Below are 15,983 nucleotides of genomic sequence, written 5' to 3'. Positions count from 1 at the left end.
CAGCGATACGGAGACACCCCGATGAGCGCATACGCGGCGCTGAGCCAGGCCGGATACCGGGCCTACACACGCGACAAGACCACCCTGTTCTTCACCTTCGCCTTCCCGCTCATCTTCCTGGTGGTCTTCGGACTGATCTTCCACGGGCAGACGGTCGAGGAGAGCGGCAAGCCGTACATCAACTACATCGCACCCGGCGTCCTGTCCTGGGGTGTCGGCAACGCGGCCGTGTTCGGTGTCGGGTTCGTCCTCATGCAGTGGCGGCGCGACGACATCCTGCGCCTCATCCGGATGACCCCGACGCCGGTGTCCGCCGTCCTCGCCTCCCGGTACGTCCTGGCGCTGGGCATCGGTGCGGTGCAGGCCGTGCTCTTCGTCTCGGTCGCCCTGCTGCCCTCGTTCGGGCTGCGGCTGGACGGCCGCTGGCCGCTCGCCCTGCCGGTGCTGGTCATCGGCATCACCGCGTTCCTCGCGATGGGCGTCGTCGTCGGCAGTTACGCGAAGACCCCCGAAGCCGTCGCCGCCGTCGCCAACTGCCTGATGATCCCCATGGCGTTCCTGTCCGGTTCGTTCTTCCCGCTGGACGCCATGCCGTCCTGGATGCAGAACCTCTCCCGCGTACTGCCGCTGCGCTACCTCAACGACGGGATCTCCGGAGCCCTGACCGGCAACGGGACCGCCTCGGACATCGGCCTGTCCTGCGCGGTGCTCGCCGGCTTCGCCCTCGTCCTGAGCGCGATCGCGCTCAGGACCTTCCGCTGGAGCGACAAGTCATGACGACGCCCACCGCCGCACCCGGGCGGACCGGGAGCCCGCTGGAAGCGGCCCGAGCCGCGCTCCAGGACGAACTGACCGTTCGGCACGCGCGGCTGCCCGACCCGTCGGCGCTGCCGGCCCCCCTCGTCGTCCCGCTGGGCGCGGCGGACACCCTCGGCTTCGGTCGCCCCGACCCGTACGCGGACGCCCGCCCCGCCGCCGGTGTCCAGCTCACCTCACGCGCCGTGCTGATCGGGCCCTGGGGCGGCGAGCCGGGCACCAAGGCCTGCGGACAGTGCCTGGCGATGCGCTGGCAGCGGCTGCGCAGCCGCTCGGAGCGCGAGGCACTGGAACTCGGCGGCACACCGCACGGCGCCGTCCACTGGCCCGTCCTCACCGACTACGCGGTCGACGCCGTCTGGGCCGTCTACCGTGCCGTCCTCAGCGGCGGCCACGACGTCCCCGACGCGACCCCCGCCGACCGCGCGCTGCCCCGGGTCACCCGGATCGATCTGGTGACCCTCGCCACCGCGACGTTCCCGCTCCTGCCCGAACCCCTCTGCCCCTCCTGCGTCCAGGAGGTCCCGGACACCGCCGCCTCGGCCCGCATGGTCCTGCGTCCCGCCCGCAAACCCGACCCGGACGGCTACCGGCTGCGCTCCCTCGCCTCCTACCCCCTGCCGACCGCGGCGCTCGCCAATCCGGTGTGCGGCACCCTCGGCTCCGACATCTGGATCAACCCGACGTCCACCACCACGGCACCGGTCGCGGGCACCCATTTCGTACGCGGCTACGCCGGCCTCAACGACGTCACCTGGAGCGGCCAGGCCAACAGCTACGACACCAGCCGCACCCTCGCCCACCTGGAGGGCCTGGAACGGTACGCGGGCACCACCCGCAGACGCGGCACCTCTCCCGTGGTCGGCTCCTACAACCGACTGTCCGACCGGGCCCTCGACCCCGCCGCATGCGGTCTCTACGCCCCCGAGACCTACGCGAACGACCCCATGGTCTCCCCGTTCGACCCCGACCGGCCCATCCCCTGGGTGTGGGGGCACTCCCTGCGCGACGACCGCCCCGTCCTCGTGCCCGCCCGGCTCGCCCACTACAGCGCCGGGGTCGAGGCCGACAACTTCGTCTTCGAATGCTCCAACGGCTGTGCCACCGGCGGGAGTCTGGAGGAGGCGATCCTCTTCGGGCTCCTTGAGATCATCGAGCGGGACGCCTTCCTCCTGGCCTGGTACGGCAGGGCCCCCCTCACCGCGATCGACCTCGGGGCGTGCCGCTCCCCGGCCGTCCGCACGATGGCCGACCGGGCCGCGCTGCACGGCTACGACGTCCATGCCTTCGACACCCGGATGGACCTGGCCGTCCCCGTCGTCACGGCTCTCGCGGTGCGCAGGGACGGCGGGTACGGGACGTTGTCGTTCGCCGCCGCCGCCGGATTCGACCCGGAGAGCACCATCGAGTCGGCCCTGTCCGAAGTCCTCACCTACATTCCGCACCTGCCCTACCAGGTCGCCGAGCGCCACAGCGAACTCACCGCCATGGCACAGGACTTCTCCCGTGTGCGGCAGCTGAAGGACCACGCCCAGCTCTACGGGCTGCCCGCGATGGCCGAGCACGCGAAGGAGTACCTGGACCCCGTCGCCGTACGCCCGTCGGCCGACATCTTCGGCGACTGGGAGCCGCTGCGGCCCCGCACCGGAGACCTGCTGGACGATCTGAACCTGCTGCGCGACCGGATCGCCGCCGTCGGGCACGACGCCATCGTGGTCGACCAGACCACGCCCGAGCAGCACCGGATGGGCCTGCACACGGTTGCCACCCTCGTGCCCGGCTTCCTGCCGCTGGACTTCGGCTGGACACGGCAGCGCGCCCTGCTGATGCCCAGGCTGCGGACCGCGCTGCGGGCGGCGGGACGGAGAGCCGACGACCTCCCGGAGTCCGCGGTCAAGCGCGTTCCGCACCCCTTCCCGTGACCGGGGCCGAGACGGCCGGTGCGGACGTGACCGGGGCCGGGACGGCCGGCGGGAACGTGACCCGTGCGGACCTCGCCGGCGCGGGCACGACGTCCGCAAGCCCCCTTCGCGTGCGCTCCGCGAAGAGGGCTTGTGGACGTGCGTGCCGTGCGACCGGGTCAGGCGCAGCAGGAGGTGGTGCTGGTGGTGCTGGAGCAGGTCGACGTCGAGGAGCAGGACGTCGAGCCGGCGAGCACGACCTCCGCGGCGTCCGAGTAGTCCGAGATCTCGAAGGTCTCCGACTCCAGCTCCAGGATCTCGTCGGCGAGGGTGGCGAGCTCGGTCTTCGGGGCCATGGTGTTCTCCCTTGGGTCACGGGGACCGGCCGGCGGGTCCGGCGCTGTTCCCCTGAGCTGATGCCATTGCAGCGGGGTCCGCTGTCAGATCGGCCGCGCTCTCGCTGTCAGATCGCTGGCACCCCATGACAGCGGAACGCCGAATTCCTGAAGCCGGGGCGGCGCAGGCTCACGGACGAGGACCCAACCCGCCCAGCGGAACGAGGTGAGATGACATGAAGGAGAAACCCGCCCCACCCGAACCCCCGCCCCCGAATCCGGCCCCGCCCCCGAATCCGGCCCCGTCCTCGGCCTCACCGCGGCCCTCGCCGCCGGTCGTGCCGCGGGAGGTGCTGCGCTCCGCGATCGAGCTCTACCTCGACGTCCACGCCCATCCGGAGCTCTCCGGGGCGGAGCGGGGCACCGCCGACCGGCTCGCCGCGCGGCTGGAGGCGAGCGGCTGCGCGGTCACCCGGAGGATCGGCGGCGGCCACGGGCTCGTGGGCGTCCTGCGCAACGGGCCCGGACCGACCGTCATGCTCCGCACCGAACTGGACGCCCTCCCGGTCACCGAGCGCACCGGCCTCGCCTACGCCAGCACCGTGCCCGGAGTGATGCACGCCTGCGGACACGACCTCCATCTCGCCGCGGTCGCCGGAGCGGTGGCCGAACTCTCCCGGACGCGCTCCGAATGGAGCGGCACCGTCCTGGTGGTGGGCCAGCCCGCCGAGGAGACCCTGACCGGGGCGCGCGAGATGCTCGCGGACGGGCTGTACGAACGGTTCGGCACCCCGGACGTGGTCCTCGCCCAGCACACCTCGCCGGCCCCCGCCGGCACCCTCGCGCACGCCGCGGACTTCCGGACCCCGCTGACGGCGGCCAGCGCGGCGGTGGACGTCACCCTGCACGGGCGCGGCGGCCACGCCGGCACCCCGCACCTCACCATCGACCCGGTCCTCGCGGCGGCTGCCGTCGTCATGCGGCTCCAGTCCGTCGTCTCGCGGGAGACCGCACCGGCCGAGCAGGCGGTGCTGAGCGTCGGCATGCTGCGGGCCGGGGAGCGCGGCAACGTGATCCCGGAGACGGCCGAACTCGCCCTGTGCCTCCGGGCGTTGTCCGAGCCGGTGCTCGACCGGATGACCGCTGCCGCGCGCCGGATCATCGCTGCCGAATGTGCGGCCTCCGGCTGCCAGAAGGGGCCGGACTTCACCGTCACCGCGCGTTCGCCCGCCCTGTTGACGGACGCCGCCGCCACCGCGTCCGTACGCGGGGCGCACGAGGCGCTGTTCGGGCCGGAGCGGGTGGCGGACTGCGGCCCCCTCACCGCGACCGAGGACTTCTCGTGGTTCGGCGCCCCGGGGGTGGCGACGGTGTACTGGCTGCTCGGCGTGACCGGGGTACGGCAGTGGCGCGCCGCCCGGGACGGCGGACCGCGTGTACCGCCCAACCACGCGCCGGAGTTCGCGCCGGACGTCCGTACCGCTCTGCCGGCCGGGATCGCCGCGATGGCGTCGGCCGCCAGACATGTGCTGGCCCCGGAAGGAGGCACGCCATGACCAGCGCCGACAGGGGGACCGTCCACGCCCCGGACCATGTGGACATGGTCACCGTCCGCCGGGACGCCGCCGCCCCGACCGGTGAGACCACCGTCGTACGTCTGCTGAGCCTGCTCCCCGCCCACTGGAGCTGCACGCCGAGATCCGTGGGTCCGGACCGGATCGCCCTGCGCATCGCCCTGGCCCCCGCCGTCGACCGGCAGACGGTTCGGCGTGCCCTCTCCTGTGCCCTCGCCGACCGGGCGCTGGAGGGCTGGGCGGAGGAGCGATGAGGGCACGGCGGCGGCGCGGTCGCGGGCGCCTCACCTGGCTCCGGACCCGCGCGCGAGGCCCGGGACCGGCCCGGGATCCGCACCTTTCAGATCCAGCCGCGCTCCCGTGCCAGCAGCGCCGCCTGGGCGCGGCTCGCCGCGCCGAGCTTCTGCATCAGATCGGCGACATACCGCCGGTAGGTCCGCACCGAGACGCCTAGCTCCCGGGCGCCCGCCTCGTCCTTGCCCACGGTGCACATCGACACCAGCACCCGCCGCTCGGTCTCCGACAGACCGGTGCCCGGTGCCCCGCTGTCCTCGCCGAACGCCTCGGAGAGATCGTCGGCCTGGTCCCAGATCTTCTCGAAGAGGGCGATGATGTTGGAGACCAGACCGCTGCGATGGGCGAGCAGCGCCCCGCGCGAGGTGTCGCGCGGATCCAGCGGGACGAGTGCGGCTCTGCGGTCGTACACCAGCAGTCGTTCCGCGGTGTGCGCCGTCACGCGGATCGCCGCCCCGTGATCGGCCAGCTCCCGCAGATAGGCGGCGGTCGCCGGATCGTGCAGCGCGGCCCGTGCGACGACATTCCTGATCCGCACGCCGCGCCGCAGACATCGCAGGTCCAGCGGGCGCGAGCGGGCGATGTTCTCGGGCGACAGCTTGGTGTACGGCTCGACGGAGAGGATCTCGTCCCGGGCGAAGAAGGCGAGGTCGTCGATCCGGTTGCGGATCTGGGAGAGCCCCTCCAACTGCTCGATGCCCGGAGGAGGGGGTCTTCGCGCCCCCTGCTCCGCGCGTAGACCGTCGATGACATGGCGGGAGCGGGTGACGCGCTGCAGCTCCTGGTGGAGCGCGTGCAGACGTAAGTCGATCAGCCGGGCCAGCGCGACCTCCGGATCCGTCGGGAAGATACGCAGGTCGGGGCCCTCGGGATGGAGCAGCCCGAGTTCCTGGAGCCGGTCGACGCACGAGCGGGCGGTCTGCGGGTCGGTGCCCAGCAGAAGGTGCAGACCGTCGGTGGCGGTGCCGGGATTGCGCAGGAAGTGCCGGTAGACCTCTTCCTCGGCCTCCGCGACCCCGAATATGGACATCTCGTTCTCGCCCACGTGTGCCCCCGCTGCCTGGTCCATGCGTGGCCGCGCACTTCCGGGGATCGCCCGTGAGTGCCGGTCGACGGCTGCCGTACTCACTGCCCGTGCAACTGTTTGTGGAATCTTGGGCCAAAGCGTAGACGCTGGGCTCATTTCTGTGAGGAGCCCGGACAGAACTGTGTGGAATGCGGAGATGAACGGTGCGTGGCCCGCGACGAGCGGTGCCGGACGCACGACGGACGGCATCAAACGGAACAGGGCCGGCGGCTGCCCGGCGTCGGATTCCCGCGCCTTCGCGGTGTCCGGTTCCCGCCCCTGCCCGGTGACGGCACCCCGCTTCGCCACCCGCCGCAATCAGGCCGCACGCCTCCCGCCCGGGGGCGATTGCGCACGCGGCTGTCACAGGGGAGTCGTAGTCTTGAAAGACCCCGGCCCGTGAGACGTGTCGGGTCCTTCGCGTTGCCCCCTGGCAGCAGCCGGCTGTCAGACCTCGCCCTCGTTACCCGGACGGAAGCCCTTCATGAGCCTGCACGGTCTGCTGGATGTCGTCGTACGTGACCCGGCACTCTCCGAAGCGGTGAAGGCCGCCGGCGACGGCCACCGGATGCATGTCGACCTCGTCGGCCCGCCCGCCGCCCGGCCGTTCGCCGTGGCGGCGCTGGCCCGGGAGACCGGGCGCACCGTGCTCGCCGTCACCGCGACCGGCCGGGAGGCGGAGGACCTGGCGGCGGCCCTGCGCACCCTGCTGCCGCCGGACACGATCGCCGAGTTCCCCTCGTGGGAGACCCTGCCGCACGAGCGCCTCTCGCCCCGCTCCGACACCGTGGGCCGCCGCCTCGCCGTGCTTCGGCGCCTGGCGCATCCGCGGGAGGACGACCCGGAGACCGGCCCGGTCAAGGTCGTCGTCGCACCGGTCCGTTCCGTGCTCCAGCCGCAGGTCAGGGGGCTCGGCGACCTGGAGCCCGTGGCGCTGCGGATCGGGCAGAGCGCCGATCTCGGCAAGACGGTCGACGCGCTCGCGGCAGCCGCGTACTCGCGGGTCGAACTGGTCGAGAAGCGCGGCGAATTCGCTGTGCGCGGGGGCATCCTGGACGTCTTCCCGCCGACCGAGGAGCACCCCCTTCGGGTGGAATTCTGGGGCGACGACGTCGAGGAGATCCGCTACTTCAAGATCGCCGACCAGCGGTCGCTGGAGATCGCCGAGCACGGGCTGTGGGCGCCGCCCTGCCGCGAGCTGCTGCTGACCGACGAGGTGCGCGAGCGGGCCGCCGCCCTCGCCGAGAACCACCCGGAGCTGGGCGAACTGCTCGGCAAGATCGCCGAGGGGATCGCGGTGGAGGGCATGGAGTCCCTCGCCCCGGTCCTCGTCGACGACATGGAGCTGCTGCTCGACGTACTGCCGAAGGGTTCGATGGCGGTGGTCTGCGACCCGGAGCGGGTCCGCACCAGGGCGGCCGACCTCGTCGCCACCAGCCAGGAGTTCCTCCAGGCCTCCTGGGCGGCGACCGCGGGCGGCGGAGAGGCCCCGATCGATGTCGGCGCGGCCTCCCTGTGGGGCATCGCGGACATCCGTGACCGGGCCCGCGAGCTGGGGATGATGTGGTGGTCGGTCTCCCCGTTCGCCGCGGACGACGCGCTCGACGAGGACACCCTCAAGCTCGCGATGCACGCCCCGGAGTCGTACCGCGGCGACACCGCCCGAGCGTTCGCCGACACCAAGGGCCGGCTCGCCGACGGCTGGCGCACGGTGTACGTCACCGAGGGCCAGGGGCTCGCCTCCCGCACGGTCGAGGTGCTCGGTGGCGAGGGCATCGCGGCCCGTCTGGACCCTGATCTGGCGGAGATCTCCCCGTCCCTGGTCCACGTCTCCTGCGGCGCCATCGACCAGGGCTTCGTCGACCCGGCGCTCAAGCTCGCCGTCCTGACCGAGACGGACCTCACGGGTCAGCGCACCGCCACCAAGGACCTGGGCCGGATGCCGGCGCGCAGGCGCAAGACGATCGACCCGCTGACGCTGGAGACCGGCGACTACATCGTCCACGAGCAGCACGGTGTGGGCCGCTACATCGAGATGGTGCAGCGCACGGTGCAGGGCGCCACCCGTGAGTACCTCCTCGTCGAGTACGCCCCCGCCAAGCGGGGCCAGCCCGGCGACCGCCTCTACATTCCGACCGACCAGCTGGAACAGGTCACGAAGTACGTCGGCGGCGAGGCGCCCACCCTGCACCGGCTCGGCGGCGCCGACTGGACGAAGACGAAGGCGCGCGCCAAGAAGGCGGTCAAGGAGATCGCCGCCGACCTGATCAAGCTGTACTCGGCCCGGATGGCGGCGCCCGGCCATGTCTTCGGCCCCGACACCCCCTGGCAGCGCGAACTGGAGGACGCCTTCCCGTACGCGGAGACGCCCGACCAGCTCTCCACCATCGCCGAGGTCAAGGAGGACATGGAGAAGTCGGTCCCGATGGACCGGCTGATCTGCGGCGACGTCGGCTACGGCAAGACGGAGATCGCGGTACGGGCGGCCTTCAAGGCGGTCCAGGACGGCAAGCAGGTCGCCGTCCTCGTCCCCACGACCCTCCTGGTCCAGCAGCACTACGGCACGTTCACCGAGCGCTACTCCCAATTCCCGGTCAACGTAAGGGCGCTGAGCCGCTTCCAGTCGGAGTCCGAGTCCAAGTCGACCCTGGAAGGGCTCCGCGAGGGTTCCGTCGACCTGGTCATCGGCACCCACCGCCTCTTCTCCTCCGAGACGAGGTTCAAGGACCTGGGCCTGGTCATCGTCGACGAGGAACAGCGCTTCGGCGTCGAGCACAAGGAGCAGCTGAAGAAGCTCCGCGCCAACGTGGACGTCCTCACCATGTCCGCGACGCCGATCCCCCGTACGCTCGAAATGGCCGTGACGGGCATCCGCGAGATGTCGACGATCACCACGCCCCCCGAGGAGCGCCACCCGGTCCTCACCTTCGTCGGCCCGTACGAGGAGAAGCAGATCGGCGCGGCCATCCGTCGCGAACTGCTCCGCGAGGGCCAGGCGTTCTACATCCACAACCGCGTCGAGTCCATCGACCGGGCCGCTGCGCGGCTGCGCGAGATCATCCCCGAGGCGAGGATCGCTACCGCCCACGGACAGATGTCCGAACAGGCCCTGGAACAGGTGGTGGTGGACTTCTGGGAGAAGAAGTTCGACGTCCTGGTCTCCACCACGATCGTCGAGTCCGGCATCGACATCTCCAACGCCAACACCCTGATCGTGGAACGCGGCGACAACTTCGGCCTCTCCCAGCTCCACCAGTTGCGCGGCCGGGTGGGCCGTGGCCGCGAGCGCGGTTACGCGTACTTCCTCTACCCCCCGGAGAAGCCGCTCACCGAGACGGCTCACGAGCGCCTGGCCACGATCGCCCAGCACACCGAGATGGGCGCGGGCATGTACGTGGCGATGAAGGACCTCGAAATCCGCGGCGCCGGAAACCTCCTGGGCGGCGAACAGTCCGGCCACATCGCGGGCGTCGGCTTCGACCTGTACGTACGCATGGTCGGCGAGGCGGTGGCCGACTACCGGGCCTCCCTCGAAGGCGGCGTGGAGGAGGAGCCGCCGCTGGAGGTCAAGATCGAGCTCCCGGTCGACGCGCACGTCCCGCACGACTACGCCCCGGGCGAGCGGCTGCGCCTCCAGGCGTACCGCGCCATCGCGTCCGCCAGTTCGGAGGACGACATCAGGGCGGTGCGCGAGGAGCTCACCGACCGTTACGGCAAGCTCCCCGAGCCGGTCGAGAACCTGCTCCTGGTCGCGGGCCTGCGCATGCTGGCCCGCGCCTGCGGCGTCGGCGAGATCGTCCTCCAGGGCTCGAACATCCGGTTCGCCCCGGTCGAGCTGCGCGAATCGCAGGAGCTGCGTCTGAAGCGCCTCTACCCGAAGACGGTCATCAAGCCCGCCGCCCACCAGATCCTGGTCCCCCGCCCCACCACCGGCAGGATCGGCGGCAAGCCGGTCGTGGGCCGCGAACTGCTGGCGTGGACGGGGGAGTTCCTCACGACGATCCTGGGGTCGTGAGGGGGCGGGCGCGGTTTTGAACACCAGCCACACGGTCTTGCCGACGACGTGATCATCGACCCCGGAGTCGTCGGCGAGCTGGCCGGCAAGCTGTAACCCGCGCCCCGAGCAGGCGTTGCCGTCGGGGTGCTGGACCGTGGCGCGACGGTCATGGTCAAGGCGGGCCATTTGTACGAGGCGCAGTACGAGTTCACGGCCGAGTGCGAGTGGGAGCATGGGTGGCCGGTGGAGGTGTCCGGGAGCTCCAAAACCTGCCGTCCACCAGATCCTGGTCTCCTCCGCCCCACCATCGGAAGGATCGGCGGCAAGCCGGTCGTGGGCCGCGGACCGCTGGCGTGGACGGGGGAGTTCCTCACGACGATCCCGTGGGCGTGAGGGTGCGACGATCGAAGCGTCGGCGAACAAGCCGTGGCCCCCGGCAGCGAACCCGAGGTGGCCCCGGCGGGCAGTGTGATTCAGGCCGCATCCGGCCCGAACGGTAGCCATGTGCATGTCTCCCGGGGAAGGCGTCCGTAGGATTCCGGGGATCAGCTTTCTCCCCGTCAGGACGGCTTCGAGTGATACCTCCCCGCGCGTACCGAGTGATGCTGCCCGCCCTCAGTGTGGCGGCGGTGCTGACCCTGGCCGGCTGCGATCCCGAGCAGTCGGCCTCCGGGACCGGGCAGGAGGGGGGCGGGTCCCGGGGCGGCGGGCAGGCCGCCACCGGATTCGGGGCCAGCCCGCTCGACAACGCCGACGGCACGAAGCCCGGTCTCGCGCCGCTCGCGTCCGGGGCGGACAGGGCGGCCGGCCGGAAGATCATCGAGAAGGTGGCGACGAAGGGCCGGGGTCCGAAGACCGGGTACGCGCGCGACAGGTTCGGATACGCCTGGAAGGACTCGATCGACGGGATACCGCTGGCCAGGAACGGCTGCGACACCCGTAACGACCTCCTCGCCAGGGACGGCAAGGACGTGAAGTTCCGGTCCGGTTCGGACTGTGTGGTCGTGTCGATGACCCTCAAGGACCCGTACACCGGCTCGACCATCGAGTGGCGCAAGCAGCAGGCCACCAAGGTCCAGATCGACCACGTCATGCCGCTCTCGTACGACTGGCAGATGGGCGCCGCGCACTGGAACGACACCAAGCGGCAGCAGATCGCCAACGACCCGCTCAACCTCATTCCGGTGGACGGCCCGGCCAACAACGCCAAGCGGGACTCGGGTCCGGCGTCCTGGCTGCCGCCCTACAAGCCGATCCGCTGCTCGTACGCGGTCCGGTTCGCGCAGGTTTCGCTGAAGTACGCGCTTCCGGTCACCGCCGCGGACAAGCAGGCGATGTTGGAGCAGTGCGGGGGATGACAGGCAGGTGCCCGGCTCCGAATCGTCCGTGCCCAAGGCTGTGACGTGCGGAAAACGGTTTGGCGCCGACGCTGTCGCTGCCTAGCGTGGGTGCATGGACCTGACCATCACCACCCTCGCCGCCCGTCCCGAACTCGCCGGAGCGGCAGGGCGGATGCCGGACAGTTGGCCGGGATTCGTCCTGGAGGACTTGGTGGGCTGGGCGAACTACCCCAGGATCGCCGTCGATTTCCCGGAGTACGTCCTCGTCGCGACGGACGAGGACGGCGCCGTCGTCGCACGGGCGTACAGCGTGCCGTTCGCGCTGCATGCCCCGGGACGGGAGGGGCTGCCCGAGGGCGGCTGGGACCAAGTGCTGCTGTGGGCCTTCTCGGACCTGCGGCACGGACGTACGCCGGACACCGTCAGCGCGATCGAGATCGCGGTCGCCGACGGGCGCCAGGGCGAGGGGATCTCGGCACGGATGGTCGCCGCGATGCGGGAGAACGCCGGAAGGCTCGGGTTCGCCGACCTCGTCGCCCCGGTGCGGCCGAGCGCCAAGCACCTGGACGCCTCGGCCCCGATGGAGGAGTACGCCCGCCGGACCCGGGTGGAAGACGGACTTCCGTACGATCCGTGGCTGCGCGTCCATGTGCGGGCCGGTGGGGTGATCGAGGCGGTGGCGCCGGTGTCGATGACGGTCGCCGGCTCACTCGCACGGTGGCGGTCCTGGACCGGCCTGCCGTTCGACGAGGACGGCCCGGTGGAGGTGCCGGGCGCACTGGTGCCGGTGCAGTGTTCGGTGGCTCACGGGTACGCGGTGTACGTGGAGCCCAACGTATGGGTGCGGCACCGCGTCTGAGGGTTGTCCCGTGGGCATCCGTCGTGGCCCCGGGCGCGGGCGCCGGGAGGCAGCCGCCCGTGAGGGCACAGCCCCCGGCGTCCGGGCGTGCGTGATGGGTGTCAGCCGGCCAGCTCGTCCGGGTCGACGATGTCCTTGGCGGCCGGCTCCTTCACCACGACGGGCTTGTCGAACTCGGAGAGCCTCATCGTCATCGGCTCCTTGCCGCCCTTCGAGTCGACCTTGAGCACGTACGGGGCGCCTTCGGCGGCCACCAGCATCGTGTAGGTGCCTTCGCTGTCCTTCTCGGTGAGGCGCAGCGCTCGTTGGCCGTCGACGGTGGTCTCACCGCTCTTGCGGGCCGCGTTGTCGTTCGTCTCGAAGTCCTTCAGCAGCGCGCCCAGGTCGCAGAATTCGAGCATGTCCTTGTTGTCGGCGTCCGAGGCCTTCGACTTCATCCAGTGGCCGGCGAGCAGGTCGACCGCGGCGTCGACGTCCGCGGCGGGCTCGCCCTTGGACTGCTCGCGCAGCATCGCCTCGTCGAACTTCGTGTAGAGCGTGTCGCCGGTCTTGCGGACCTCCATGGTTCCTGCCGGGCCTATGGACATCGTTCCGGTGCAGGCGCCGGAGGTGCTCATGGCGAAGTGGGCGGAGATCGGTCCGTCACCCGTCTTCATGTCGACGGCGATCTTCATGGACTTCGCCTTCTTCGTGGTCTTGAGCGCCTTGTTGGCGACTTCGGGGCCCGACATGTCCGCGAAGGGGCCGGTCGCCTCGGCGGGCGAGGTGTCGGTGCCGCAGGCTGCCAGGCCGAGGAGGGTGAGGGCGCAGAAGGTGTTGACGGCGGTACGGGCGAGAAGGCGCATGGCGGAGGTCTCCGTGAGGTGAGGCGGGTGGGGAGGGGGTCGGGGCGGGGAACGCGGTGGGCGGGCTTCGCGGGCGTGTCAGCGGAGGGTCGGGCGCGGATCGGCGGAGAGGTACGGGGCGGTGGCAGGCGCCGGTGTGGTGCCCGCGGCGGCAGCCTTGGTCACGAGCACCGCACCGACGCCCGAGAGCGTCAGCGCGATCACCCCGAGCACGGCTCCGAAGGTGGTCGCCCCACGATTGGTGGCCTCGTCCCGGCCGGCGCGGCCCCGGCCGGTCAGGCCGAGGGCGAGAGCGAGGAGGCCGAGCACCGCCGCGAGCCAGAAGAGCGCCCAGACCAGGCCCATGACACTGCCGGTGATGCCGAGGACGAGCGCCGTGGTGCCCAGCCCGTTGCGCGCCGGACGCTCGCCCGGTGCGCGAGCGGGCGTGTACGCCCGCTGCCGCGGCGGCGGTTCGGGGTACCCGGACATGGCTGGGCCCTTCGGTGAATTTCGACAAGGGGGTGTGAACGGTCGCCCGAATCCCTGGAGATGCGGTGACAGGTCAATAACAGCAGAGCCTGTGAACCGAGTCAACGCAAATTATCTGGGGCGTTCTTCGTCACTATGTGAACCGATGCGATCGGGCGGAGGTCGCTATGCTCACCCACACAGCGCCGACGGATCAGGGAGACAGTCAGTGCCGGAGAACTCGACCGAGGTGACCGCGGCCGGCATCGCCCGGCTCGCGGGCGTGGGACGCGCCGCCGTCAGCAACTGGCGCCGCCGGCACGCCGACTTCCCCAAGCCCGTCGGCGGCACCGAGACGAGCCCGTCCTTCGCGCTGCGCGAGGTCGAGCAGTGGCTGCGCGACCAGGGCAAACTCGCGGAGGTCCCGCTCCGTGAACGGGTCTGGCAGCTCGTGGGGCACCCGGCCGGCCCGGTCCCCGCCCTGGTCCACACGGGCTGCGCCCTGCTGCTCCTGCGGGACAGCCCCACCGCCTGGCGGGAGATCGCCGCCGTGTCGGACGAGGCGATGGCCGGTGTGCTGTCCCTCGCCCTCGATGATCTGCTCACCGCCCGCTTCGGACCGGCCGCGGAACCCGGACGGGCTGTTCACGCTCCCGGCCGCGCGGAGCTGCTCCCGTCCGTGCCGCTGCTCCGGGCGGTTGCGGATCTCGCCGCGGAGCAGGGCGTCCGGGAGACCTTCGAGTTCCTGCTCGGCCGTCAACTGGACGCCAACCCGCGCCAGTACACACTCACCCCGCCCGGACTCGCCGCACTCATGGCCGCCCTGGCACAGGCCGGGAAGCAGCCGGCCCGCACGGTCCTCGACCCCGCGGCGGGCACCGGCGCCCTGCTGCGCTCCGTCGGCAGCCCGACCGCCCTGTACGCGCAGGAGACCGACCCCGACCTCGCCGCACTCACCGCGCTGCGGCTCGCCCTGCACACCGACTCCGCCACCGGCTGCGCCCTCGCGGTACGGACCGGTGACACCCTGCGCGCCGACGCCTTCCCGCAGCTCGCCGCCGACGCCGTGCTCTGCCACCCGCCGTTCAACGAACGCAACTGGGGCCACGACGAACTCGCCTACGACCCCCGCTGGGAGTACGGCTTCCCGGCCCGTACGGAGTCCGAACTGGCCTGGGTCCAGCACGCGCTGGCCCGTCTGCGCGAGGGCGGCACCGCTGTACTGCTGATGCCCCCGGCCGCCGCCTCGCGCCGTTCCGGCCGCCGGATCCGCGCCGATCTGCTGCGCCGCGGCGCCCTGCGCGCCGTCATCGCGCTCCCGGCAGGCGCCGCACCCCCGTACGGCATCCCGCTCCACCTCTGGGTGCTGCGCAAGCCGGTCGGCGGCCTGCGCCCCTCGCCGGAACTGCTGCTCGTCGACACGGCCGAATCCGCCGAGTCCCCGGCCGCGGGCCCCGGCGCCACCTTCCCCTCCGGCGGGCGCGACCGGCTCGACTGGCAGGCGGTGCACAGCGCCGTGCTCGCCGCCTGGCAGTCGTTCGAGGGCGAGGCCGAAGGTGAGGGCGAGGACACGGGCGCAGGCGCGGGACCGGGCGAGGACAGGACCGGCCGGGCGGACGGGACGGGCTCCGTCCGCCCGCTCGGGACCCGTCCCGGCGTCAGCCGCGCCGTCCCCGTCATCGAACTCCTCGACGACGAAGTGGATCTGGCCCCCGCCCGCCATCTGCCACCCCCGGCCGCCGCGGGCGGACCGGCCGAACTGATCCGGGTACGGGAGCGGCTGATCGAGACGCTCGGCCTCACCGGCACCCTCACCCCGTCGGCCGTGCCCCCCCGCGACCCGGCCCACTGGCCGCTCACCACCGTCGGCGAACTCGCCCGCGCCGGCGCACTCCAGCTCCGCACCGGCGGCTCCGGCACCGGCCCGGTCCCCGTCCTCACCGAACACGACGTCCTCGGCTCCACCGCCCCTTCGGGAAGCCTGCCCGCCGACGGGCCCCCCGAGGAGCCGGTCCTCGTCGAGACGGGCGATGTCGTCGTCCCCGTGCTCGGCGGCGGCGCCGTCGTCCGCGTCATCGACGACGCCACCGCGGGGGCCGCGCTGGGCCGCAACCTCCAGCTGCTGCGTCCCGACCCTGCCGCCCTCGACCCGTGGTTCCTCGCCGGCTTCCTGCGCGGCACCGCCAACAACCGCCAGGCCAGCAGCTACGCCTCCACCGCCACCCGGCTGGACGCCCGCCGTCTCCAACTGCCCCGGCTGCCACTCGCGGAACAGCGGAGATACGGGGAACGGTTCCGCGCCCTGGCCGCGTTCGAGGACGCGCTCCGGCTGGCCGGCCGGCTCGGCGGGCAGCTGATCCAGGGGATGTACGACGGGCTGGCGGACGGCACGGTCCCGCCGAAGTGACCCGAGCCACAACGGTTCGGTACAACCCGGGGCCGGTTGCCGGTGTCGCCCTTTACGCTCGGAGCTGCGTACACGGAGCGTGTGCGCGGACGTTCCACG

12 protein-coding genes are annotated in these 15,983 nt (G+C 72.0%); 8 read left to right on the top strand and 4 right to left on the bottom strand.

Translation table 11 applies throughout. The features are described 5' to 3' along the window. The first annotated feature begins 21 nt into the window (after positions 1–21). Together ACIOHC_RS10190 and ACIOHC_RS10185 are read left to right on the top strand one after the other, a co-directional pair. Positions 22–777 carry an ABC transporter permease gene (locus ACIOHC_RS10190; RefSeq protein WP_351076648.1) on the top strand — a complete coding sequence of 252 codons (756 nt, stop codon included), beginning with the start codon at positions 22–24 and terminating at the stop codon, positions 775–777. After that, positions 774–2,738, top strand: coding sequence for a TOMM precursor leader peptide-binding protein (locus tag ACIOHC_RS10185; RefSeq protein ID WP_351076651.1), 1,965 nt, complete (start codon positions 774–776; stop codon positions 2,736–2,738). Before ACIOHC_RS10190 ends, ACIOHC_RS10185 begins: the two co-directional genes overlap by 4 nt. Before the next feature lie 158 nt (positions 2,739–2,896). On the opposite strand, the gene ACIOHC_RS10180 is transcribed toward ACIOHC_RS10185, so the two are convergent. Continuing rightward, complete coding sequence (locus tag ACIOHC_RS10180; protein WP_073790073.1) at positions 2,897–3,073, bottom strand: thiazolylpeptide-type bacteriocin; 177 nt, start codon at positions 3,071–3,073, stop codon at positions 2,897–2,899. A 215-nt stretch (positions 3,074–3,288) separates the two neighbouring features. Here ACIOHC_RS10180 and ACIOHC_RS10175 point away from each other — a divergent pair, with 215 nt between their 5' ends. Together ACIOHC_RS10175 and ACIOHC_RS10170 are read left to right on the top strand one after the other, a co-directional pair. Beyond that, complete coding sequence (locus tag ACIOHC_RS10175; protein WP_389636624.1) at positions 3,289–4,608, top strand: amidohydrolase; 1,320 nt, start codon at positions 3,289–3,291, stop codon at positions 4,606–4,608. Next, on the top strand, positions 4,605–4,880 hold the full coding sequence (locus ACIOHC_RS10170; protein ID WP_351076659.1) for a hypothetical protein: 276 nt from the start codon (positions 4,605–4,607) through the stop codon (positions 4,878–4,880). Before ACIOHC_RS10175 ends, ACIOHC_RS10170 begins: the two co-directional genes overlap by 4 nt. Positions 4,881–4,966: 86 nt before the next feature. Here the strand turns inward: ACIOHC_RS10170 and ACIOHC_RS10165 are convergent, their stop codons facing one another. Then, positions 4,967–5,965: a LuxR C-terminal-related transcriptional regulator gene (locus tag ACIOHC_RS10165; RefSeq protein ID WP_351076777.1), complete on the bottom strand. Its 999-nt coding sequence runs from the start codon at positions 5,963–5,965 to the stop codon at positions 4,967–4,969. A gap of 505 nt (positions 5,966–6,470) precedes the next feature. Here ACIOHC_RS10165 and mfd point away from each other — a divergent pair. The 3 genes from mfd to ACIOHC_RS10150 all read left to right on the top strand — a co-directional run bounded on the left by mfd (position 6,471) and on the right by ACIOHC_RS10150 (position 12,182). Next, entirely contained in the window at positions 6,471–10,001 is a 3,531-nt protein-coding gene (gene mfd / locus ACIOHC_RS10160) for a transcription-repair coupling factor (protein ID WP_351076662.1), read from the top strand. Positions 10,002–10,558: 557 nt separating this feature from the next. Beyond that, positions 10,559–11,341, top strand: coding sequence for an HNH endonuclease family protein (locus ACIOHC_RS10155; protein WP_389636625.1), 783 nt, complete (start codon positions 10,559–10,561; stop codon positions 11,339–11,341). 94 nt (positions 11,342–11,435) lie between these two features. Next, positions 11,436–12,182 (top strand): N-acetyltransferase, encoded by a 747-nt coding sequence (locus ACIOHC_RS10150; RefSeq protein WP_351076668.1) that lies wholly within the window; start codon positions 11,436–11,438, stop codon positions 12,180–12,182. 101 nt (positions 12,183–12,283) lie between these two features. Here the strand turns inward: ACIOHC_RS10150 and ACIOHC_RS10145 are convergent, their stop codons facing one another. Together ACIOHC_RS10145 and ACIOHC_RS10140 are read right to left on the bottom strand one after the other, a co-directional pair. Further along, complete coding sequence (locus ACIOHC_RS10145; protein WP_351076671.1) at positions 12,284–13,027, bottom strand: hypothetical protein; 744 nt, start codon at positions 13,025–13,027, stop codon at positions 12,284–12,286. 78 nt (positions 13,028–13,105) lie between these two features. Beyond that, positions 13,106–13,498 carry a hypothetical protein gene (locus ACIOHC_RS10140; protein WP_401842274.1) on the bottom strand — a complete coding sequence of 131 codons (393 nt, stop codon included), beginning with the start codon at positions 13,496–13,498 and terminating at the stop codon, positions 13,106–13,108. A gap of 208 nt (positions 13,499–13,706) precedes the next feature. On the opposite strand from ACIOHC_RS10140, the gene ACIOHC_RS10135 reads away from it, so the two are divergent. Continuing rightward, positions 13,707–15,884, top strand: coding sequence for an N-6 DNA methylase (locus ACIOHC_RS10135; protein WP_401842272.1), 2,178 nt, complete (start codon positions 13,707–13,709; stop codon positions 15,882–15,884). The last annotated feature ends 99 nt before the right edge of the window (positions 15,885–15,983 follow it).

Origin of the sequence: Streptomyces sp. NPDC088252, assembly GCF_044740965.1 — a bacterium.
In the GTDB taxonomy this organism is placed as follows: domain Bacteria; phylum Actinomycetota; class Actinomycetes; order Streptomycetales; family Streptomycetaceae; genus Streptomyces.
The sequence above is the reverse complement of the archived record's forward strand: the minus strand, read 5'-3'. Positions and strand labels throughout refer to the sequence as shown.